Annotated in this window: 18 protein-coding genes and 2 pseudogenes; 3 read left to right on the top strand and 17 right to left on the bottom strand. The window is 53.9% G+C overall.

Annotated elements, in window-relative coordinates; translation table 11 throughout:
* Nucleotides 1-227 precede the first annotated feature (227 nt).
* Complete coding sequence (locus ACJ69_RS19280; RefSeq protein WP_059347546.1) at nucleotides 228-3,341, bottom strand: efflux RND transporter permease subunit; 3,114 nt, start codon at nucleotides 3,339-3,341, stop codon at nucleotides 228-230.
* 11 nt (nucleotides 3,342-3,352) lie between these two features.
* Nucleotides 3,353-4,492 (bottom strand): efflux RND transporter periplasmic adaptor subunit, encoded by a 1,140-nt coding sequence (locus ACJ69_RS19285; RefSeq protein WP_059347547.1) that lies wholly within the window; start codon nucleotides 4,490-4,492, stop codon nucleotides 3,353-3,355.
* 387 nt (nucleotides 4,493-4,879) lie between these two features.
* Here ACJ69_RS19285 and ACJ69_RS25355 point away from each other — a divergent pair.
* A pseudogene (locus tag ACJ69_RS25355) lies at nucleotides 4,880-4,981 on the top strand (acrEF/envCD operon transcriptional regulator); the annotation flags it as partial.
* Between the two features lie 14 nt (nucleotides 4,982-4,995).
* Here ACJ69_RS25355 and ACJ69_RS19290 read toward each other — a convergent pair.
* A protein-coding gene (locus tag ACJ69_RS19290; protein WP_103215986.1) for an IS1-like element IS1A family transposase occupies nucleotides 4,996-5,693 on the bottom strand; the annotation gives its coding sequence in 2 pieces (ribosomal slippage) (nucleotides 4,996-5,444 and nucleotides 5,444-5,693; 699 coding nt in all).
* A 41-nt stretch (nucleotides 5,694-5,734) separates the two neighbouring features.
* Between ACJ69_RS19290 and envR the strand changes: the two genes are divergently transcribed.
* Nucleotides 5,735-6,376, top strand: coding sequence for an acrEF/envCD operon transcriptional regulator (envR, locus tag ACJ69_RS24540; RefSeq protein ID WP_232248616.1), 642 nt, complete (start codon nucleotides 5,735-5,737; stop codon nucleotides 6,374-6,376).
* Here envR and ACJ69_RS19295 read toward each other — a convergent pair.
* The 14 genes from ACJ69_RS19295 to acuI all read right to left on the bottom strand — a co-directional run bounded on the left by ACJ69_RS19295 (nucleotide 6,292) and on the right by acuI (nucleotide 19,208).
* Entirely contained in the window at nucleotides 6,292-8,373 is a 2,082-nt protein-coding gene (locus tag ACJ69_RS19295) for a putative bifunctional diguanylate cyclase/phosphodiesterase (RefSeq protein ID WP_059347549.1), read from the bottom strand. The genes envR and ACJ69_RS19295 overlap by 85 nt on opposite strands.
* Nucleotides 8,374-8,512: 139 nt before the next feature.
* Complete coding sequence (locus tag ACJ69_RS19300; protein WP_023309432.1) at nucleotides 8,513-8,677, bottom strand: DUF2556 family protein; 165 nt, start codon at nucleotides 8,675-8,677, stop codon at nucleotides 8,513-8,515.
* Between the two features lie 177 nt (nucleotides 8,678-8,854).
* The gene (fis, locus tag ACJ69_RS19305) at nucleotides 8,855-9,151 is read right to left on the bottom strand and encodes a DNA-binding transcriptional regulator Fis (RefSeq protein ID WP_000462905.1); all 297 of its coding nucleotides are present in this window, start codon (nucleotides 9,149-9,151) and stop codon (nucleotides 8,855-8,857) included.
* Between the two features lie 23 nt (nucleotides 9,152-9,174).
* Nucleotides 9,175-10,140 carry a tRNA dihydrouridine synthase DusB gene (gene dusB, locus ACJ69_RS19310; RefSeq protein ID WP_023309409.1) on the bottom strand — a complete coding sequence of 322 codons (966 nt, stop codon included), beginning with the start codon at nucleotides 10,138-10,140 and terminating at the stop codon, nucleotides 9,175-9,177.
* A 330-nt stretch (nucleotides 10,141-10,470) separates the two neighbouring features.
* Nucleotides 10,471-11,211 carry a carbonic anhydrase gene (locus ACJ69_RS19315; RefSeq protein ID WP_054830261.1) on the bottom strand — a complete coding sequence of 247 codons (741 nt, stop codon included), beginning with the start codon at nucleotides 11,209-11,211 and terminating at the stop codon, nucleotides 10,471-10,473.
* A 128-nt stretch (nucleotides 11,212-11,339) separates the two neighbouring features.
* Nucleotides 11,340-12,221 (bottom strand): 50S ribosomal protein L11 methyltransferase, encoded by an 882-nt coding sequence (prmA, locus tag ACJ69_RS19320; RefSeq protein ID WP_029741742.1) that lies wholly within the window; start codon nucleotides 12,219-12,221, stop codon nucleotides 11,340-11,342.
* 11 nt (nucleotides 12,222-12,232) lie between these two features.
* Entirely contained in the window at nucleotides 12,233-13,684 is a 1,452-nt protein-coding gene (gene panF / locus ACJ69_RS19325; protein WP_029741741.1) for a sodium/pantothenate symporter, read from the bottom strand.
* Nucleotides 13,674-13,916, bottom strand: coding sequence for a YhdT family protein (locus ACJ69_RS19330; protein ID WP_006178860.1), 243 nt, complete (start codon nucleotides 13,914-13,916; stop codon nucleotides 13,674-13,676). Before ACJ69_RS19330 ends, panF begins: the two co-directional genes overlap by 11 nt.
* Before the next feature lie 108 nt (nucleotides 13,917-14,024).
* A complete protein-coding gene (accC, locus tag ACJ69_RS19335; protein ID WP_023333644.1) occupies nucleotides 14,025-15,374 on the bottom strand; it encodes an acetyl-CoA carboxylase biotin carboxylase subunit in 1,350 nt (449 codons plus the stop codon).
* A gap of 10 nt (nucleotides 15,375-15,384) precedes the next feature.
* Entirely contained in the window at nucleotides 15,385-15,846 is a 462-nt protein-coding gene (gene accB, locus ACJ69_RS19340) for an acetyl-CoA carboxylase biotin carboxyl carrier protein (RefSeq protein ID WP_010436174.1), read from the bottom strand.
* 21 nt (nucleotides 15,847-15,867) lie between these two features.
* Nucleotides 15,868-16,320, bottom strand: a complete 453-nt coding sequence (gene aroQ / locus ACJ69_RS19345) for a type II 3-dehydroquinate dehydratase (RefSeq protein ID WP_023309405.1) — start codon at nucleotides 16,318-16,320, stop codon at nucleotides 15,868-15,870.
* 234 nt (nucleotides 16,321-16,554) lie between these two features.
* Nucleotides 16,555-17,154 carry a protein-methionine-sulfoxide reductase heme-binding subunit MsrQ gene (msrQ, locus tag ACJ69_RS19350; protein WP_032659655.1) on the bottom strand — a complete coding sequence of 200 codons (600 nt, stop codon included), beginning with the start codon at nucleotides 17,152-17,154 and terminating at the stop codon, nucleotides 16,555-16,557.
* On the bottom strand, nucleotides 17,155-18,156 hold the full coding sequence (gene msrP, locus ACJ69_RS19355) for a protein-methionine-sulfoxide reductase catalytic subunit MsrP (RefSeq protein WP_059347551.1): 1,002 nt from the start codon (nucleotides 18,154-18,156) through the stop codon (nucleotides 17,155-17,157).
* Between the two features lie 77 nt (nucleotides 18,157-18,233).
* A complete protein-coding gene (gene acuI, locus ACJ69_RS19360; protein ID WP_059347552.1) occupies nucleotides 18,234-19,208 on the bottom strand; it encodes an acrylyl-CoA reductase (NADPH) in 975 nt (324 codons plus the stop codon).
* 182 nt (nucleotides 19,209-19,390) lie between these two features.
* On the opposite strand from acuI, the pseudogene csrD reads away from it, so the two are divergent.
* Nucleotides 19,391-20,896, top strand: a pseudogene (csrD, locus tag ACJ69_RS19365) (RNase E specificity factor CsrD); the annotation flags it as partial.
* Nucleotides 20,897-20,997 lie beyond the last annotated feature (101 nt).

The following is a 20,997-nucleotide window of genomic DNA, read 5'->3' on the forward strand; positions in this document are numbered from 1 at the left end:
CGGGGTAAGTCCTCGTTACACGAGGAATAATCTCAAATTATGTAGTTTGTAAAAATCGTGGAGAAAAGTCGGTTTCAGGAGGAATTAATGGAGACATTATGGAGTTACAAGAGACTGTTTTTACTTAATGCAAATCATCATATTCTTAATGCTGCCTTTATGTAAAATCTAATTCGTTGTTTATGTTAAAAATAAAAAGGCACCAGAGGTGCCTTTTCAGGGAAACATTAATCTTTATGGTGAGTAAACCGTCGCCGAACAACCACAAAGAAGACGGGCACGAAGAAAATTGCCAGAAGCGTTGCGGAAAGCATTCCCCCCATAACGCCCGTACCGACGGCGTTTTGCGCGCCGCTCCCGGCCCCGGTGCTGATCACCAGCGGCATGACGCCAAGAATAAAGGCCAGGGACGTCATCAGGATCGGTCGAAGGCGCATCCTGGAGGCTTCCAGCGTGGCTTCAATAATGCCTTTGCCTTCTTTATCCATCAGGTCTTTAGCAAATTCGACGATCAGGATGGCGTTTTTCGCCGATAAACCAATCGTCGTCAGCAGGCCGACCTGGAAATAGACGTCGTTGTTTAACCCGCGCAGCGACGCTGCGAGAAGAGCCCCAATGACCCCCAGCGGCACAACCAGCATGACGGAGAACGGAATGGACCAGCTTTCATACAGCGCAGCCAGGCACAGGAACACCACGATCAGTGAAATGGCGTACAGTGCTGGCGCCTGGTTACCCGAGAGGCGCTCCTGATAAGACATCCCCGTCCAGTCATAGCCGATACCAGAAGGCAGTTTTGCCGCGAGGCTTTCCATCATAGCCATGGCCTCACCGGTACTTTTACCCGGAGCGGATTCACCCAGGATCTCCATAGAGGGCATCCCGTTATAGCGCTCCAGACGAGGTGAACCATAGACCCAGTGAGCGTTACTGAAGGCGGAGAACGGGACCATTTCCCCATTCGCGCTGCGCACGTAAAGGTTATTAATATCTCCTGGCAACATACGGAATTTTGCGTCGGCCTGGACATAGACCTTTTTCACGCGCCCATGATCGATAAAGTCGTTCACATAGCTGCCACCTAAGGCCGTCGAAATCGTCTGGTTGACGTCAGAAAGACTGACGCCCAGCGCCTGCGCTTTCTCCTGATCGACATCCAGCTTGAACTGAGGCGTATCTTCAAGACCGTTAGGGCGCACGCGAACCAGCAGGTCAGGGTGCTCATGCACCATGCTGAGCAGTTGGTTACGCGCCTGCGTCAGCTGGGTATGCCCCAGGTTGGCCTGATCGATCAATTCAAAATCGAAGCCCGTGGCGGTACCCAGTTCGATAATTGCAGGCAGGTTAAACGGGAACACGAGGCCGTCTTTAATTTGACTGAAGGCTTTCGTCGCGCGACCCACAATGGCTTCAACGCCGTTTTCCGCCCCCGGGCGCTCCTCCCAGGGCTTCAGGCTGACGAAGGCAATACCGGCGTTCTGACCCTGGCCGCTAAAGCTAAAGCCGTTTACGGTAAAGACGGATTCAACGTTCGCTTTCTCTTTGTTCAGATAGTAGTCCTGAACCTGATCAAGGACCTGCTGAGTACGCGTCTGGGTTGCACCCGCCGGGAGTTGAACCATCGTCATAAACACCCCCTGATCCTCTTCGGGCAGGAAGGAGGTAGGCAAGCGCAGGAAGAGCACCGCCATCCCTCCGACGATAATGACGTACACCGCCAGATAGCGCCCTGCCTTACGCAAAATACCGCTCACGCTGTTGCTGTAATGCTCCACGCTTTTATCGAAGAGCGCATTAAACCAGCCGAAGAAGCCACCTTTATTCTCATGATGGCCGCCGGATACGGGCTTAAGCAACGTTGCGCAGAGGGCGGGCGTCAGGATTAGCGCAACCAGTACGGACAACGCCATTGCGGAAACGATAGTCAGCGAGAACTGGCGATAGATCGCCCCCGTCGAGCCGCCAAAAAAGGCCATCGGAATAAAGACCGCCGAGAGCACCATGGCGATCCCGACCAGTGCACCCTGGATCTGCTCCATCGACTTCTGCGTGGCCTCTTTCGGCGGCAGTTTGTCCTCGACCATGACGCGTTCAACGTTCTCAACGACCACGATAGCGTCATCGACCAGCAGACCTATCGCCAGCACCATGCCGAACATCGTCAGAGTATTGATGGAGAAACCGAATGCCGCCAGAACCGCAAAGGTACCCAGCAGAACAACCGGCACCGCGATAGTCGGGATGAGCGTCGCCCGCAGGTTTTGCAGGAACAGGTACATGACCAGAAAGACGAGAATGATTGCTTCAAACAGGGTCTTCACCACTTCATGAATGGAGATTTTCACAAAAGGGGTGGTGTCATAGGGATAGACGACTTTCAGCCCCTGCGGGAAGAACTGTTGCAGTTGCGCCAGCTTGCTCTTAATGGCTGCCGCAGTGTCCAGCGCATTTGCCCCGGTTGCCAGCTTAATCCCCAGACCGGTTGCCGCCTGCCCGTTGATTTTAGTGACCATGTTGTAGTTTTCGCCGCCCAGCTCAATGCGAGCCACGTCCTTCAGATGAACCATCGAGCCGTCCTGGTTCACCTTCAGCGTCACGCGGCCAAACTCCTCCGGAGATTTCAGGCGGGTTTGCGCGATGATCGAGGCATTCAGCTGCTGCCCGGGAATGGACGGCGTTCCGCCCAGCTGGCCTGCCGCTATCTGATCGTTCTGCGTTTTCAGCTGGTTGATAATATCCTGCGGCGTCAGCTGGTATTTGTTCATCGCGTTGCTGTCGAGCCAGATGCGCATCGCATACTGAGCGCCAAACAGCTGAACGTCACCGACGCCAGACGTTCGGCTGATGGCATCTTTGACGTTCGACGCGACATAGTCAGAGATGTCATTCTGCGTGAGATTTTTGTTGTCTGAAACAAAGCCGGCGACCAGCAGGAAGCTGCTGCTGGATTTCTCCACGCCAATCCCTTGCTGCTGTACCTCTTGCGGCAGCAACGGCATGGCGAGCTGCAGCTTGTTCTGCACCTGCACCTGGGCGATATCCGGATCGGTTCCGGACTCGAAGGTCAGGGTGATGGTGACGTTACCCGCTGAATCGCTGGTGGAGGACATATACATCAGCTTATCGATACCGTTCATGTTCTGTTCGATAACCTGGGTCACGGTATCCTGCACCGTTTGAGCGTCAGCTCCCGGGTAGGTCGCGGATATCGCCACGGCGGGAGGGGCAATGGTCGGATACTGTGCGACGGGAAGTTTGAGAATGGCCAGCCCACCTGCAATCATCAAAATGATGGCAAGTACCCAGGCGAAAACCGGTCTCTGAATAAAGAAATTAGCCATGTCGTCGTCCCTTAACCGGCTGGCGTTGTGGTGGTATCCGGCGTGGCGACGACGGTTACCCCCGGTCTGACTTTCTGTAGCCCGCTGACAATCACGCGATCACCGTTTTTCAGCCCTTCCGTCACCAGCCAGCGATCGCCAATTGCCTGAGGAGCCACGACGGTTCGCGGCTCAACCTGGTTTTTATCGTTCACCACCAGGACGGTTGCATCGCCTCGCGGTGTGCGGGTCACGCCTTGCTGTGGTACCAGAATCGCATCCGGCTGGGTGCCTTCATCAATGCGGGCGCGAACAAACATGCCGGGTAACAACAGATGCTGAGGGTTCGGGAAAATGGCGCGCAGGGTAATCGAGCCGGTACTTTCATCGACCGTGACGTCAGAGAACTGCAATGTGCCTTTCAGCGGATAGGGCTGCCCGTTCTCCATCAGCAGTTCAACGCTGCTGGCGGTATCGCCTTTTTGCAGGCTCGTCTGTTTCAGGCGCATAAAATCATTGCTGGACTGGGTGACATCGACATAAATCGGATCGAGCTGCTGGACCGTTGCCAGCGCTGCGGCTTGCCCGTCCGTCACCAGCGCCCCTTCGGTCACGCTGGATTTCCCGATACGACCCTCAACCGGAGAGGTCACTTTGGTGTAGGCAAGGTTAATACGTGCGCTTTCAACGCCCGCTTTTGCGGCAACCACGCTGGCATCTGCCTGCTGAGCCGTCGCCACGGCTTGGTCATACTCCTGCTTACTGACATACTGGGTGCCTACCAGCGGGAGATAACGTTTCACCGTCAGGTGTGCAATATTGGCCGCCGCCTGAGCCTTCGCCAGTTCGCCTTTCGCGCTGTCATAGGCTGCCTGATAGGTCGCAGGATCAATCTGGTAGAGTGACTCGCCCGCTTTTACATCGCTACCCTCCGCGAAGTTACGGCTAAGGATAATGCCGCTAACCTGAGGACGAACCTCCGCAACGCGAAATGCATCTGTTCTGCCCGGGAGTTCAGTGGTGACAGCCAGAGGCGCGCTTTTCACAATATGCACGCTGACCTGAGGCGCCTGCAGGTGTTGTTGTTGATTTTCCTGACCATCGCATCCAGTGAGCAGTACCGTACAGACAATGAAACCGGATAAGGGCAAGCGTCTGAAATGATTCGTCATTACTGTTCCTTTAAATACCCATTAACCGATATATGCCGCAAATCGGTAGCAGGGGCAGAGGGATAAAAATAAAATGTAGCTGCGTATAATAATGAGGGTATTTAATGTTTTTTAATTTATAAGTGCGAATGACCATGCTTGTGGAAGAAAAACAGAATCAGACCAGCTTCATTCTGGGATATAGTTCAGGCATGTTAATCAGGTAAATGAGTTTAATATTTTATAATTATTCATTTCGTCAATTTAATTGATTGGATGTATTTGTATTAATTATAAATCAAGAGGGGTGACTTTTTTTGTGCAAAATTAAAACGGATTTTAGTGAATACTTACATTTGCATGAACGTAATATGACCTTTAAACCTTGTGAGTAACGAGTAGTTGCCTATGGCGCGTAAAAAGAAAGAAGAGGCTCAACAAACCCGGCAGCAGCTGATTGAGGCGGCTATCGGACAGTTTGCCACGCGTGGCGTAGCCAGCACGACGCTGGTAATGACTCCAAATTATTGATAGTGTTTTATGTTCAGATAATGCCCGATGACTTTATCATGCAGCTCCACCGATTTTGAGAACGACAGCGACTTCCGTCCCAGCCGTGCCAGGTGCTGCCTCAGATTCAGGTTATGCCGCTCAATTCGCTGCGTATATCGCTTGCTGATTACGTGCAGCTTTCCCTTCAGGCGGGATTCATACAGCGGCCAGCCATCCGTCATCCATATCACCACGTCAAAGGGTGACAGCAGGCTCATAAGACGCCCCAGCGTCGCCATAGTGCGTTCACCGAATACGTGCGCAACAACCGTCTTCCGGAGCCTGTCATACGCGTAAAACAGCCAGCGCTGGCGCGATTTAGCCCCGACGTAGCCCCACTGTTCGTCCATTTCCGCGCAGACGATGACGTCACTGCCCGGCTGTATGCGCGAGGTTACCGACTGCGGCCTGAGTTTTTTAAGTGACGTAAAATCGTGTTGAGGCCAACGCCCATAATGCGGGCGGTTGCCCGGCATCCAACGCCATTCATGGCCATATCAATGATTTTCTGGTGCGTACCGGGTTGAGAGGCGGTGTATGTGAACTGTAACTGCCATGTTTTACGGCAGTGAGAGCAGAGATAGCGCTGATGTCCGGCAGTACTTTTACCGTTACGCACCACCCCGTCAGTAGCTGAACAGGAGGGACAGCTGATAGAAACAGAAGCCACTGGAGCACCTCAAAAACACCATCATACACTAAATCAGTAAGTTGGCAGCATCACCCACGACGCTGACGGATATCGCTGATGCCGCTAAGTTGACTCGCGGCGCGATCTACTGGCACTTCACCAGTAAATCTGAAATATTTAATGCCATCTGGGAACACCAATTACCGCTTCGCGACATTATTCACGACAGGCTTTCGCTTTCCGATAGTGACGATCCATTGTTAAAACTTCGTGAGCAATTTATTACCGCGTTGCAGTATATTGCCCATGAACCCCGGCAATGTGCGCTTTTACAAATTCTGTATCATAAGTGTGAATTTAGCAGTGATATGATTTCTGAGCGTGAAATCAGAAAGCGTATCGGATTTAACGATGACACGCTACGTGCCGCGCTGGAGACCTGTATTTCGCGGAACATCATTTCGCCACAGGTGAATGTTGATCTCACCTTGATTGTATTCCACGGTTTTTTTAGCGGAATAATTAAAAACTGGTTAATGAATAACGATAGTTTTAATCTTTATCAGCAGGCTCCCGCTCTGGTCGATAGCATACTGGCGACACTCCCGGTTATTCGCGTGTCGCCAGATGAGGGTGCTTACTGCTCAGCGCCAGGTAACATTTCCCCTCGGGCACAAAGTGCTTCTATGGTCTGCGCGCTGACGGGTTTACCTAACAGATAACCCTGAAGGGTGTTACAGCCAAGCTCGGTTAAAAAGGCTTGCTGCGCTTCGGTTTCCACACCTTCAGCCACGACTTTCAGGTTAAGTGTTTTAGCGAGAGCCACAATTGCTGAGACAATAGTGGCATCCTCGCTCTCGCCGCTGAGCTCTTTTACAAACGGCCTGTCGATTTTCAATTCGCAGGCCGGTAAGCGCTTGAGATACAGCAGGCTCGAATATCCGGTGCCAAAATCATCAATGGAGGCCTTCACGCCTGCATCCGTCAGCTCTGTCAGCACGCGTACGCTCTCATCCGGGTTGCTCATCGCCGTGGTTTCCGTCACTTCGAGGATCAACATTTCCGGTGGCACCTGGTGAAGTGCCAGGCAGTCGAGAACCGTTTTAACCAGCGAAGGTTGTTCAAACTGCAGTGTCGACAGATTTACCGCCATTGACCAGCTTTGATGCCCCTGGAGATGCCATTCCCGCAGCTGGCGACAGGCTTCATTAATCACCCAGTTGCCAATGGGGACGATTAGCCCCGTTTTTTCCGCCAGCGGCAGGAAAAGGTCGGGGGTCAGTAGCCCCTGCTTAGGATGCTGCCAGCGCAATAACGCCTCGAATCCGAGGACCGGGCCCGCCGGGGCGTGAAATTTTGGCTGGTACAGCAGGCGCAGCTCATTGCGATCGACCGCCATCCACAGATCGTTCATTAACTGGAGATGAGTCTGCGCCAGGGTGTTCATGGAGGGCTGGAAAAAGTGGTAACCGTTACGGCCCATATGCTTCGTGTGATACATCGCCGCGTCGGCGTTAAACATCAGCTCACGCTCGGTTTTGCCGTCGTGAGGGTAGAGCGCGATACCAATGCTGAGGGTCACTACCAGTTCATAGGGGCTGAGATTGAACGGGCTATCGATAGCGCGCACCAGCGAATTTGCCAGCGATGCCGCGTCGTCCGGACCTTCTCCCTCTGCCAGCAGAACAAATTCATCACCGCCGATACGTGCAAGGGTGAACTGGCCTTTCAGGAGAAGCAGCAGACGCTGCGTAACGGCGACCAGCAGCCTGTCACCGACATCATGTCCGTAGGCATCATTGATGGCTTTAAAGCCGTCAAGATCCATGAACATCAGGGCAAAGTGGTTCCCTTCACGATCGGCTTTGCTGATGGCCTGATCGAGTCTGTCTTCCAGCAGGATACGGTTGGGCAGGCGCGTCAGGGTATCGTGTAGCGCCAGCTGAGCGAGTTCCCGGTTAGCTTCTGCCAGCGACGAGGCCAGAAGGGCGGTACGTGTCTGAAGGCGGGCATCCAGCATCGAGACCAGCAGGGTGATCCCAAGAATTGAGAGCGCGACGACGCTGACCAGCACCGCCAGCCAGCTCCCGTTGATACCCTCATGGTGAACCATTGTGGACATCGGAAACTGAGCCGCTTTCATCCCGGCATAGTGCATGCCGGCAATCGCAATTCCCATCGTGATGGCGGCACCCATACGCATCAGCACGACCTGCGCGGCTTCGCGACGCAGGCGGAAGGTGAGCCATAATGCCGCGAGCGAAGCGGCAAGCGCAATCACGACCGAAATGGCCACCCACATCTTGTCCCAGATAATCCCGGGCATCACTTCCAGCGCCGCCATGCCGGTGTAATGCATAGCAACAATACCGCTTCCCATCACCAGCGCGCCGGGCAGCAGTCGGCGCAGGCGTAGTTGCTCGCAGCTCACGAGCCATAGCGCAAACAGCGACGAACCTATGGCGATGACCATGGATAGCACCGTCAGGGTGGCGTTGTAGCTCATGCTCATGGAGAGGTCCATCGCCAGCATGCCGATAAAATGCATGGCCCACACGCCGATGCCCATAGCAATACCGCCGCCAGCCAGCCAGACGCGGGCAGCGACGCCCTCACTCCCGGCGACGCGTGCAGCCATGTTCAGCGCGGTATACGCAGCAAGAATGGCAACAACAAAGGAGAGGACGACAAGGATATGGTTGTATTGGCTGACCAGCATGGACGGTTCTACTCGAGTGTGGGGTTACGCTAGAGCGGTTGAGAAGGGCGAGACATTATCACCGTCAGGTAATGGCTCAAAGGGATTTAAATCCCCGTTTTTAGTGGGTAATAACGGGGTGATTTGCGCAATTGGGCGGTTAGTCGAGCTCTGAGCAGTTTACGAGTTTCAGCGGATTAACGGAGTTCATATTGCGACACTTATCGGTTTCGGTGCTCATTAGTTCAATCCACTGCATCAGGAGTGTATCGAAAATGAGAACGGAGATTGCAAAGACAACCAGCCACCAGTATTTACGAATCATTGTGTCATTCCGCGGGAAGATCGCCAGTAAGGTGGGGGAAATATACACGAAAAACCGTGGTTGAAAAGCTGGAGAGGCGAAGGTTTACAATGCGTTGACGGAGAAGCGCAAATAATAAAAAAGGCGCTTCCCCATGCCGAAGAGCGCCTTTTTAAACAAGCATTTAACTGATTAGTATCAGTTCATGCCGTATTTTTTCAGTTTCTTACGCAGAGTACCACGGTTGATACCCATCATCAGCGCAGCGCGGGTTTGGTTACCGCGGGTGTATTGCATCACCATGTCCAACAGTGGCTGTTCAACTTCAGCCAGTACCAGCTCATACAGGTCATTAACATCCTGACCGTTCAGTTGAGCAAAATAGTTCTTCAGTGCCTGTTTAACCGAGTCACGCAGGGGCTTTTGAGTTACCTGGTCCTGAGAGTTAACGGTAGAAACGGTCAGTACGTCAGAATTTACGCGTTGTTCGAACATAGTTCTGTCAGCTCTTTATTTCATTACGCAAGATTTTCGAAGTATGCCTCCAACGCCTCCAGCTGTACGCTGGCATCCTCTATGGCGTTGAATGTGCGCCGAAACTGGTCATCTGGAGCGTGCTCCTGGAGATACCAGGAGACGTGTTTACGCGCAATTCGGTACCCTTTTGCCTGACCGTAGTGGTCATGCAGTTCCCGAACATGCGAACAAAGCAAGCGCTTAACCTCTGCCAGAGGCAGCGGGGCAAGCAGCTCCCCAGTGTCCAGATAATGCTGGATTTCCCGGAAGATCCAGGGTCTTCCCTGAGCTGCACGTCCTATCATCAGAGCATCAGCTCCCGTATAGTCGAGTACAGCCCTGGCTTTAAGCGGGTCAGTTATGTCGCCATTCGCGATAATCGGAATGGAAACTTTCTGCTTAACTGCCCGAATGCTGTCGTATTCAGCTTCACCGTTGAACAAACAGGCGCGAGTGCGTCCATGGATGGTCAGGGCCTGAATGCCACAGTCTTCGGCCAGTTGGGCAATCTCTACACAGTTACGGTGTTCCGGCGACCAACCCGTGCGAATCTTCAACGTAACAGGAACGTCCACCGCGCTGACAACCGCCGTCAGGATAGCTTTCACCTGGTCGGGGTATTGCAGAAGGGCTGAACCTGCAAGCTTGCGATTCACCTTTTTGGCCGGGCACCCCATATTGATATCAATAATCTGGGCACCACTTTCCACGTTAATCCGCGCGGCATCTGCCATCTCTTCAGGCACGCTTCCGGCAATTTGCACGGTGCGAATACCTGGTTCATCAACGTGCACCATCCGAAGGCGGGATTTATCGCTTTCCCAAACCTGCGGGTTAGACGACATCATCTCGGATACGGTTAAACCGGCTCCCATCTCATAGCACAGCGTCCTGAACGGCCGGTCTGTAATACCTGCCATTGGGGCTGCGATCAGGCGATTTCTAAGCTGGTGGTGTCCGATGCGCATGAGTTAAGAAATGACCATACTGTGACTGCAAGGCGGCGTATATTACGCATTTTTTGCACGAGATGAAAGGCCAAACTTTGAACAATCCACTGTTGTAGATCAAGGAATCGCCGCCCAATCTTTCCGTTCAAAATTATTCATTATTTAAATCATTAAGTTATATGATAATGGTTATTTTATGGACGCTTACAATTTCCCGTAACTTCTCATCATTTCTGAATAAATGCGTTACTGAAGCGGGATAATCTGCTGTTTTTAGCAGCAGATTTCCCCACTTCTTTGCGATCTGCGTCGCATTTTAGAACATGATCATCATGCGAAAAATGTGTGTTATTCGACCACGACGCGCCCATGCAGCGACTGTACCGGACGGTTATTATCGTGATGCATCGTCTGGGTGAATCTGGCAAGTTGTTCTGCAGAAACCGTCAGGGGCTGCTTAAGCACAATCCAGGTGACGCCTTCTGTACATGGTGGGGTGGTCAGTGAACCGCTAAAGCGCCAGTACGTTTTATGTTTTGGCAGCAGTTTGTTCAGGTTGAGATCCTGTTTGATGGAGACGTTCTGCTCGGCCTGCTGAGGCATAACGCGCCACAGTTTTTCTAGCTCCGGGTTTGCGGCTCCTTTATCAAACATGACCGCCACCACCGTCAGTTCCCCACTGGCATTTTTATGGACCAGATGCATTTCCATCGCGTATCTCTTGCCATGCACGGTGTTTTCGCTCGGCGCGTGGAAATGGAACTGCTGTAACGTCCAGGTTTGCTTATCAAGAGTAAGGGTATCTAGAGTGTTAGCCTGTTCACTTGCCTGAATGGTATGGCCGTTGTTCGTCAGCGTAACAGGGCCATCAACGTAGTGGGTTTGTAGCGGGGAGAGATGGGCGTTAGCGGTCGAATCAATATTAATAGGGGACTGGTTCATTCCGCTTTGACAGGTCTTGTATGCCTCGTCCATCTCGCCCCAGTGTTGCGGTGAACCTTCCCCTTCATAGCTCCAGTGTGATGCGAATGCTGAAGCCGAGATCATGCTCAGCGCCAGCAGCGCTGCCTTGCCTGTAACGTGTGTCATCATATTCTTCCGGTGAATTTTTGTAATACAAATCAGCATGATTTGTAGGGTTATTTTACCGAAGAATGAACGGGGGAGAGAGGATTATCAGAGGGGGAGAGGCGTGGTCAGATGACCACGCCAAATGCTTATTTTTTACGACCGGTGATGCGGCACCACTCTTCTTTTTCTACCACCGGGTCAAGGGCAAAGAGATCGGCGTAGGCTTCACACACGCTGTCGGCCTGGCTCGCCAGGATACCGGAAAGACCCAGCAGACCGCCCTCAACGGGCAGCACGCTGATTAACGGAGCCAGTTCGCGCAGTGGGCCCGCCAGAATGTTTGCGACCACCACATCGGCTTTCATGGCTTCTGGCTGTGCATCCGGCAGATACAGCTCCAGACGATCGGAGACGCCGTTACGCTCGGCATTATCGCGGCTGGCCTGAATAGCCTGCGGATCGATATCGATCCCGATGGCTTTTGCCGCGCCCAGCTTCAGGGCTGCAATCGCGAGGATCCCGGATCCACAGCCGAAGTCGATCACTGTCTTACCGTCCAGATCCAGACCATCCAGCCACTGCAGGCACAGGGACGTGGTGGGGTGAGTACCGGTACCAAACGCCAGGCCCGGGTCGAGCATCACGTTGACCGCATTCTCGTCCGGAACGTCGCGCCAGCTTGGGCAGATCCACAGACGTTTGCCGAACTGCATCGGGTGGAAGTTATCCATCCACTCGCGTTCCCAGTCTTTGTCTTCCAGCTGTTCGATTTTGTGCACAAAACCCGCGCCCAGCAGAGGATGATTCTCCAGAATCGCGACAACCTCTTTCATATCGGTTTCGGCATCAAACAGGCCAATAACGTCGGTATCACCCCACAGGCGGGTTTCGCCCGGCAGCGGCTCAAAGACCGGCGTGTCATGCGTGTCCTGGAAGGTGATAGAGACCGAACCGGCCTCCATCAGCGCATCGCTCAGTTCCTCGGCGTTCGCGCCGGTTGTGTTCAGTTTTAGTTGGATCCACGGCATGGCAAAACTCTTTATTTATCAGTAGAAATCATAGCGGGTTGTGGGACGGGCTGACCGAAACGGTTCCCCACCACAAACGCCAGTAAACTTAGCAGTAACGAAGGCACAATTGGATGGAAGCCCAGGTACTGAATCTTAAACGTTGCGAGTACGGCGTAAAGCACGCCGCCGACAATCATAGCGCTCAGCGCACCGGCAGCATTCGCGCGCTCCCAGTAGAGCCCTAACACCAGCGGCCACAGGAATACAGCTTCAAGCCCACCGAATGCCAGCAGGTTCAGCCAGATGATCATCTCTGGCGGGCGCCACGCGGCTAACAGCAGCAATGCCCCTAATGCCAGAGTAATAACGGCCGACATGCGCTTCAGGCGCCGTTCATTCTCTGCCTGCTCAGGACGCAGGTTCAGATAGAGATCTTTAATGATCGTAGCGGAACTTTGCAGCAGCTGAGCGTTGATGGTCGACATAATGGCGGCCATCGGTGCGGCGAGGAAGATCCCGGCGGCAAATGGCGGCAGTACTTTAACCATCAGGGTTGGGATAACCAGATCGGGTACGGTAAGGTCAGGAATAACTGCCCGACCTAACGCGCCTGCCAGGTGCATACCAAACATCAGGATGGCGACAACGATAGTGCCGATAATGATACCTCTGTGCACGGCTTTGCTGTCTTTGTAAGAGATACAGCGCACGGCGGTATGCGGCAGGCCGATCACCCCAAAGCACACCAACACCCAGAACGAGGTCATAAAGGTTGGCGAAAGGATGTCATCCGCGCCCTGCGGAGAGACCAGTTTCGGGTCGATGGTTTCCAGCGTTTCGACGGCGTGGCTCAGGCCACCAGCAGCATGCACAATGCCCACCAGCAGAACAAGGGTGCCAACAAGCATCACCAAACCCTGCATCGTATCGTTCAGCACGCTGGCGCGGAATCCGCCAAACGCGGTATACAGCGCAATGCTGACTCCAAAGATGATCAAGCCTGTCTCGTAGGGGATACCCGCCGCCGTTTCCAGCAGGCGTGCCCCGCCGATAAACTGCACCGTCATTGCGCCAATAAAGGCCACCAGCAGGCTTAAGCTGGCCAGCCACACCAGTAAACGGCTCTGATAGCGGGCAAACAGCATATCGTTGAGCGTCACGGCATTATAACGGCGCGCCAGAATGGCAAATTTTTTACCCAGTATGCCCAGCGAGAGCCAGACGGCTGGAAGCTGGATCATCGCCAGCAGAACCCAGCCTAACCCGTATTTATAGGCTGCACCGGGCCCGCCGATAAACGAGCTGGCGCTGATGTAGGTCGCGGTCAGCGTCATGGCCAGCACGACGCCGCCCATCGAGCGGCTGCCAAGAAAATACTCGTTCAGGAAGGTGCCCGTCGTTCTTTTACGCATGGCGTAAACGGATAAACCAAACACCACTAACAAGTAAGCGATAAGCGGCAGAATGACTTCAAGCTGCATCATCGTCCTCCAGCGGAATATCGCGATAGATGAATTTCACCATTGCCCAGCACAGCAGGATGAAGACCAGCGGTACCAGCAGACACGCCATTTCGAACCAGTGCGGCAGGCCGGTGATGCCAATAGCGGAGTCAGGTAAGTAAGCAGTTACTAACCATGCTGCGAGATAGAGAAGGGTCAGCCACAGCGCCCAGCGCGCTTCTTTATGGGCCTGAACAAAACGTTTGTCCATTTTTTGTCCCTTGTGGATGAAGAAAGCGGGGATTGTACATGATGAGGCTTTCCAGGCCCCAGAAATAAAAAAGGCCGGATAATCCGGCCTTTTAGCAACACAGGTCTCTTACTTCTCGTTCAGACCGAGTTTTTTCTCCAGATAGTGGATGTTAGTTCCACCATTCTGGAAGTGCTCGTCGCTCATGATACGCATCTGCAGATCAACGTTGGTTTTGATACCGTCGATGATCAGTTCCTGCAGGGCGTTTTTCATGCGGGCAATCGCCACGTCACGGTTTTCGCCGTAGCAGATAAGCTTGCCGATCATTGAGTCATAGTACGGCGGTACGGTGTAACCGGCGTAGATATGAGACTCCCAGCGCACGCCAAAGCCACCCGGCGCGTGGAAACGCGTGATTTTACCCGGGCTTGGCAGGAAGGTGTTCGGGTCTTCGGCGTTAATACGGCACTCTACCGCATGGCCTTTCACCACAACTTCTTCCTGCTTGATGGACAGCGGCTGGCCTGCAGCGATACGCAGCTGTTCTTTGATCAGGTCAACGCCGGTGATCATTTCGGTAACCGGATGTTCAACCTGAATACGGGTGTTCATTTCGATGAAATAGAACTCGCCGTTCTCGAACAGGAACTCAAAGGTACCTGCACCGCGATAGCCGATATCGACACACGCTTTGGAGCAACGCTCGCCGATGTAGCGACGCAGTTCCGGCGTAATGCCCGGTGCTGGTGCTTCTTCGACCACTTTCTGGTGACGACGCTGCATGGAGCAGTCACGTTCTGCCAGATAGATCGCGTTACCCTGACCGTCAGCCAGCACCTGAATTTCGATGTGGCGTGGGTTTTCCAGGTATTTTTCCATGTACACCATGTCATTGCTGAAAGCGGCTTTCGCTTCTGCTTTGGTCATGGAGATGGACTGCGCCAGTTCAGCATCGCTACGCACAACGCGCATACCGCGACCGCCGCCGCCGCCGGACGCCTTGATGATAACCGGATAGCCAATGCGTTTAGCATGAGCACGGTTAGCATCCATGTCGTCGGTCAGAGGGCCGTCAGAGCCTGGTACGGTTGGAACACCGGCTTTTTTCATCGCGGTGATTGCAGACACTTTGTCGCCCATCAGGCGGATAGTGTCGGCTTTCGGGCCGATGAAGATGAAGCCAGAGCGTTCAACCTGCTCAGCAAAGTTGGCGTTCTCAGAGAGGAAGCCGTAACCCGGATGAATTGCCACCGCGCCGGTGATTTCAGCGGCGCTGATGATAGCCGGGATGTTCAGATAGCTTTTTACGGACGGAGCCGGGCCAATACAGACCGTCTCATCCGCCAGCAATACGTGTTTTAAATCGCGATCCGCGCTTGAGTGCACAGCGACGGTCTTGATGCCCAGTTCTTTACAGGCACGAAGAATACGCAGTGCGATCTCGCCGCGGTTGGCGATAACAATTTTATCCAGCATGTACGCCTCGTTACTCGATGACGACCAGCGGCTCGTCAAATTCAACCGGCTGACCACTTTCGACCAGAATCGCTTTCACAGTACCTGATTTGTCTGCTTCGATCTGGTTCATCATTTTCATCGCTTCAACGATGCACAGGGTATCGCCTACGTTGACTTTCTGACCCACTTCGATGAACGCCTTCGCGTCCGGGCTCGGGGTGCGGTAGAAAGTACCAACCATTGGGGAACGTACGATGTGACCACTGATTTCTGCTGCAGCGGCAGGTGCGGCTTCAGCTGCTGGCGCAACGGCTGCGGAGAGCGCAGGCTGCTGCACTGGCGCAGCATAAGCCTGCTGCATTACCGGGAAGCTAGCGGCTGGGGCTGCACGGCTGATGCGTACAGACTCTTCGCCTTCAGAAATTTCCAGTTCGGAGATGCCTGATTCTTCAACCAGCTCGATCAGTTTTTTAATCTTACGAATATCCATGAGTGGGTTCCGTACTCTTGTTTAGTGTGATTGTGACAAGCGTTTTACCGCTGTCTGTAAAGCGTATGAATAGCCGTCTGCGCCCAGTCCACAGATAACGCCAGCAGCGATATCCGACAGATACGAATGGTGACGGAACGGCTCTCGTGCGTGCACATTACTCAGGTGGATCTCGATAAACGGGATACTCACCGCGAGCAGTGCGTCGCGGATAGCAACACTGGTGTGCGTAAACGCGGCCGGATTGATCAGGATATAGTCCACATTGTCTTTAGCCTGATGAATACGGTCGATGAGTGCGTACTCCGCATTCGACTGAAAATGATCCAAATCCACATTCAGTGACGCTGCTTCCGTTCCCAGACGGTTAACAATTTCACTCAATGTTAGCGTGCCGTACTTCTCTGGCTCACGGGTGCCGAGCATGTTCAGGTTCGGTCCGTTCAAAACTAAGATATGGAATTTATCAGTCATTATGCCGCTATCTCCTGCGATTTTCGGGTAAAAAACAAAATATACCTTCGAAACGCAAATGTCACCTTTTCAGAGGCTTAAAACCGCTGTCAGGCGAACCAAGGTCGCACATTATAACGATTTCGTAGCATTTAGCAGCTAAATACTGGTCTTATCAGGGAAGATTATCAACCGCTATCCGAAAAAGATTTGCGGTTGACGGGCAATCTGCGGGAAAACGCACAGTTTCGCGAACTATCGCAACCACTGGCGGAACTTCTTGTAACGCCATGCCAAAAGCGCCACGGCCGCCAGTGCATAAAGGATTGGCTGCGGCGAGAGGATCTTCACCGACCACAGGTAATGAATGGGAGCGAGGATCGCGACAAGATAGACGAAGTTATGCAGAAGCTGCCAGCGTCTGCCCAGTTTTCGCTGCGCATATTGCGTGGATGTCAGCGCTAACGCCAGTAAAACCACCCAGCTCACGATACCCAGCGTCAGATAAGGACGTGTCACCAGTTCGCGGCCAAGCAGCGCCAGATTGTTAATTCCCAGTTCCAGCAGGGCGTAGCTGGTGAGGTGCAGCGTCGCCCAGGCAAAACACCATAGCCCTAACAGGCGACGGGTGCGTATCAATAAGGGCTGTTTAGCGTAGCGCGCCAGCGGCGAGACGAGCAAGGTGGCCAGCAAAAATTTCAGAGCCATCCGACCGGTAAAATGCTGGATATCCTTCGCCGGGTCTGCGCTAAAGAGCCCCTGGCTTGCGGCCCAGAACAGCCATATAAAAGGAAGCAGCCCGGCCAGGTGCAGCAGCACTTTCAGCCAGGTAATCTGTTTTGCCGTTAAACGCACTCAGAAGTTCTCCCGTAAGTTGAGGCCACGGTAAAGCGAGGCCACTTCATCCGCATAGCCGTTAAACAGCAGCGTCGGCTGGCGCTTCACGTCAAGCGCACCGCCGGAACCGATAAACCGCTCGGTTGCCTGCGACCAGCGCGGATGATCCACGTGCGGGTTCACGTTGGCGAAGAAGCCGTATTCGTCCGGAGCCGCCAGATTCCAGGTGGTTGGCGGACGTTCGCGGGTAAGCTTAATGCTGACGATAGATTTAATCCCTTTGAAACCATATTTCCACGGTACGGTTAAACGGATAGGGGCACCGTTCTGCGGCGGAAGCGCTTTGCCATAAACGCCAACGGTCAGCAGGGTGAGGGGGTGCATAGCTTCGTCAAGACGTAGCCCTTCTACATACGGATACTCAAGCCCGCCGCCGATAAACCTATCTTTCTGCCCGGGCATCTCGTCCGGCGCATAGCGCGTCTGGAAAGCGACATATTTTGCGTTGCTGGTGGGCTCAACCATTGCCAGCAGTTTATGCAGCGGGAAGCCAATCCAGGGCACCACCATCGACCACGCCTCCACGCAGCGCATGCGATAGATACGCTCCTCGAGCGGGAAACGGGTGGTGAGATCGTGGTGGTCCAGCGTCAGGGGTTTCGCCACTTCGCCATCAATTTTCAGCGTCCACGGATCGGTTTTGAGGCTCCCCGCATTGGCGGCAGGATCGGCCTTATCGAGACCAAATTCGTAGAAGTTGTTGTAGCCGGTGACTTTATCTTCCGGCGTGAGCGTCAGCTTGTTTTGCCATTCGGCCGGTTTCGTAAAGGTGAGCGGGGCGCCGGATGGGGCCTTTGGCCGATCGTTGCCTTTAAACCAGTCGAGCAGGTCGGCGTGTGACGCAGGAGAGAGCGTCAGGGCAGTGGCACTGATGCCAAGCATTTTCAGGATCTGGCGGCGCTGTAACATAAAGACAGACTCGGACGTTACGTCGGCTTCCGTCAGTTTTCGGTTTTTCATGGCATCCTCCGTCATGCGTTTTTCTAAGCATGACGGAGGAGAGGGATTCGCGCGAATATGTCACGAAAATTTGAAGATTAGGCGATTTTCACCAGCGCACGACCGTGGAACTGGTTATCCATGATCTTACTGGCGTATTCCGGCGCCTGGCTGAGGGTTATCTCCGTTGCGCTCTGGGTATAGAAAGATTCCGGCAGATCGCGCACCAGCCGTTCCCAGGCTTCATGACGACGGGCCGGTGGGGTCATCACGGAATCCACACCCTGCAGGCGTACGTTACGCAGAATAAATGGCATCACGGTGGTTGGCAGGGCAAATCCGCCCGCCAGACCGCAGGCTGCCACGCAGCCGCCGTAGTTCATCTGCGCAAGGACTTTTGCCAGCACCTTATCACCGACGGTATCCACCGCCCCTGCCCAAACCTGTTTTTCCAGCGGACGGCTTTCGGCAAATTCGTCGCGGCTGAGAATACGGCTGGCGCCGAGCTGGCGCAGATAGTCATGGGTACTTTCTCGACCGGAAACCGCAGCGACCTGATAGCCCAGCTTGTGGAGCAGCGTGACTGCCGTGCTGCCCACGCCGCCGCTGGCACCGGTGACGACAATTTCCCCTGATTCAGGGCGGATACCCGCATCTTCCAGCGCCATCACGCACAGCATGGCGGTAAAGCCTGCCGTGCCGACGATCATTGCCTTGCGGCCATCCATGCCTTTCGGCACAGGCACCAGCCAGTCGCCCTTCACGCGCGCCTGCGTTGCCAGCCCGCCCCAGTGATTTTCACCCACGCCCCAGCCGGTGAGCAGTACATGCTGGCCTGGATGGAAGCGCGGATCCTCGCTGGTATGAACCCGGCCAGCGAAATCAATCCCCGGCACCATAGGGAAATTTCGGATGATTTTACCCTTACCGGTAATAGCCAGCGCATCTTTATAATTTAAACTGGACCAGTCGATGTCGACGGTTACTTCGCCTTCCGGCAGGCGACTCTCTTCAACCGCCTGCACTGAGGCAAGCGTTTTTCCGTCCTGCTGTTCTAAGATCAAAGCCTGCATACGGGGTCCTCACGACTCAGATGATTGGAAAATAATTTCTGAAGACTATACTCGCTCAGGGAAACGCAGTGCCGATTTAACGCAATAAATTGCCAGATACACCCGATTTGGTAGTATGCCGCATTTGAAATGCAAGTTAGCGCTTACTCGCTACCCCATCAACCCACGGAGTAATCTCAAGGATGCGATTAACGACGAAGTTCTCAGCTTTTATCACCTTGCTGACGGGGCTTACCATTTTTGTCACGCTTCTGGGCTGTTCCCTGAGCTTTTACACCGCCATTCAGGACAAGCTGGTCAACCGGGTACAGTCTGTTGCCTCGGTGATTGATACGCGTCTGCTGACGACGCCGCTACCGGCGCTCTCCCGTGAGCTAGATGAGTTGATGGTACCTGTTGATATCGTTCAGATCGACATTCAGCAGGGAAAGCATCGTGTTTTAAGCCACGAACGACCGGGAAGCTATCGCCCCGCGGGCGTGGTAAGCCAGTATCGGGAAGTGACGGTGCATTCCCTTAAAAATCCAGGGATGACCATACACATGGTCTACCTCGATCCGATGGCCAGCTATTTCCGTTCCATGATGACCACCGCGCCGCTCACCGTCGCCGTTGCGTTTATCGTCCTGCTGATCTTTCTCGCGGTCCGCTGGCTGCGTCGCCAGCTTTCCGGTCAGGAGCTGCTGGAGATGCGATCCGTACGCATCCTGAACGGTGAGCGCGGCCCGCAGGTGCGTGGCTCCGTTCACGAGTGGCCGTCTCGCGCCAGCAGCGCGCTGGATACCCTGCTCTCCGAAATCCAGTTTGCCAGCGACCAGCGCAGCCGTATGGATACGCTGATTCGCTCTTATGCGGCGCAGGATAATAAAACCGGCCTTAACAACCGTCTTTTCTTTGATAATCAGCTCGCCACGCTGCTCGACGATTCAGAAAAAGTGGGGACTCACGGGGTGGTGATGATGATTCGCCTGCCCGATTTCGATCTCCTGCGCGACACCTGGGGACAGCGGGCCGCGGAAGAAAATCTCTTTACGCTGATCAACCTGCTCTCCACCTTTATTATGCGCTACCCGGGCGCGCTGCTGGCCCGCTATCACCGCAGCGACTTTGCCGTGCTGTTGCCGCATCGCACGCTGAAGGAATCCGAAAGCATCGCCAGCCAGCTGCTGAAGGCGGTAGATGCGCTGCCGCAGAGCAAAATGCTCGACAGGGACGATATGGTCCACATGGGGATCTGCGCCTGGCGTGGCGGACAATCCACAGAGCAGGTGATGGAACATGCGGAAGCCGCTACCCGCAACGCCGTGTTGCAGGGGGCCAACGGATGGGCGGTTTACGATGACTCGCTGCCGGAAAAAGGGCGCGGCAACGTGCGCTGGCGAACGCTGATTGAGCAAATGCTCAGCCGCGGCGGTCCACGAATTTATCAAAAACCCGCGGTCATGAAAAACGGCAACGTTCATCACCGTGAACTGATGTGTCGTATTTTTGACGGTACCGAAGAGGTCATCTCTGCGGAATATCTGCCGATGGTGCTGCAATTTGGCCTGTCCGAAGAGTATGACCGCCAGCAAATTACCCGGCTGATTCCGTTTTTATCCTTCTGGCCTGAAGAAAACCTGGCTTTACAGGTCACCGTGGAGTCGTTAATACGCCCACGTTTTCAGCGCTGGCTACGTGATACGCTAAGGAAGGTGCGAATAAGCGGGGAAATTCTTCTCGGCTGACTCAGTCATTTCATTTCTTCATGTTTGAGCCGATTTTTTCTCCCGTAAATGCCTTGAATCAG

This window comes from Enterobacter asburiae (assembly GCF_001521715.1).
Taxonomy (GTDB): domain Bacteria; phylum Pseudomonadota; class Gammaproteobacteria; order Enterobacterales; family Enterobacteriaceae; genus Enterobacter; species Enterobacter asburiae.

Coding starts and splice junctions, on each gene's coding strand:
- dusB (WP_023309409.1), bottom strand. CDS start 10,140: ATGCGCATCGGACACCACCAGCTTAGAAATCGCCTGATCGCAGCCCCA.
- msrP (WP_059347551.1), bottom strand. CDS start 18,156: ATGAAAAACCGAAAACTGACGGAAGCCGACGTAACGTCCGAGTCTGTC.
- ACJ69_RS19330 (WP_006178860.1), bottom strand. CDS start 13,916: ATGGACAAACGTTTTGTTCAGGCCCATAAAGAAGCGCGCTGGGCGCTG.
- panF (WP_029741741.1), bottom strand. CDS start 13,684: ATGCAGCTTGAAGTCATTCTGCCGCTTATCGCTTACTTGTTAGTGGTG.
- aroQ (WP_023309405.1), bottom strand. CDS start 16,320: ATGACTGATAAATTCCATATCTTAGTTTTGAACGGACCGAACCTGAAC.
- accB (WP_010436174.1), bottom strand. CDS start 15,846: ATGGATATTCGTAAGATTAAAAAACTGATCGAGCTGGTTGAAGAATCA.
- ACJ69_RS19315 (WP_054830261.1), bottom strand. CDS start 11,211: ATGACACACGTTACAGGCAAGGCAGCGCTGCTGGCGCTGAGCATGATC.
- ACJ69_RS19285 (WP_059347547.1), bottom strand. CDS start 4,492: ATGACGAATCATTTCAGACGCTTGCCCTTATCCGGTTTCATTGTCTGT.
- ACJ69_RS19280 (WP_059347546.1), bottom strand. CDS start 3,341: ATGGCTAATTTCTTTATTCAGAGACCGGTTTTCGCCTGGGTACTTGCC.
- acuI (WP_059347552.1), bottom strand. CDS start 19,208: ATGCAGGCTTTGATCTTAGAACAGCAGGACGGAAAAACGCTTGCCTCA.
- fis (WP_000462905.1), bottom strand. CDS start 9,151: ATGTTCGAACAACGCGTAAATTCTGACGTACTGACCGTTTCTACCGTT.
- prmA (WP_029741742.1), bottom strand. CDS start 12,221: ATGCCGTGGATCCAACTAAAACTGAACACAACCGGCGCGAACGCCGAG.
- accC (WP_023333644.1), bottom strand. CDS start 15,374: ATGCTGGATAAAATTGTTATCGCCAACCGCGGCGAGATCGCACTGCGT.
- ACJ69_RS19295 (WP_059347549.1), bottom strand. CDS start 8,373: ATGCTGGTCAGCCAATACAACCATATCCTTGTCGTCCTCTCCTTTGTT.
- ACJ69_RS19300 (WP_023309432.1), bottom strand. CDS start 8,677: ATGATTCGTAAATACTGGTGGCTGGTTGTCTTTGCAATCTCCGTTCTC.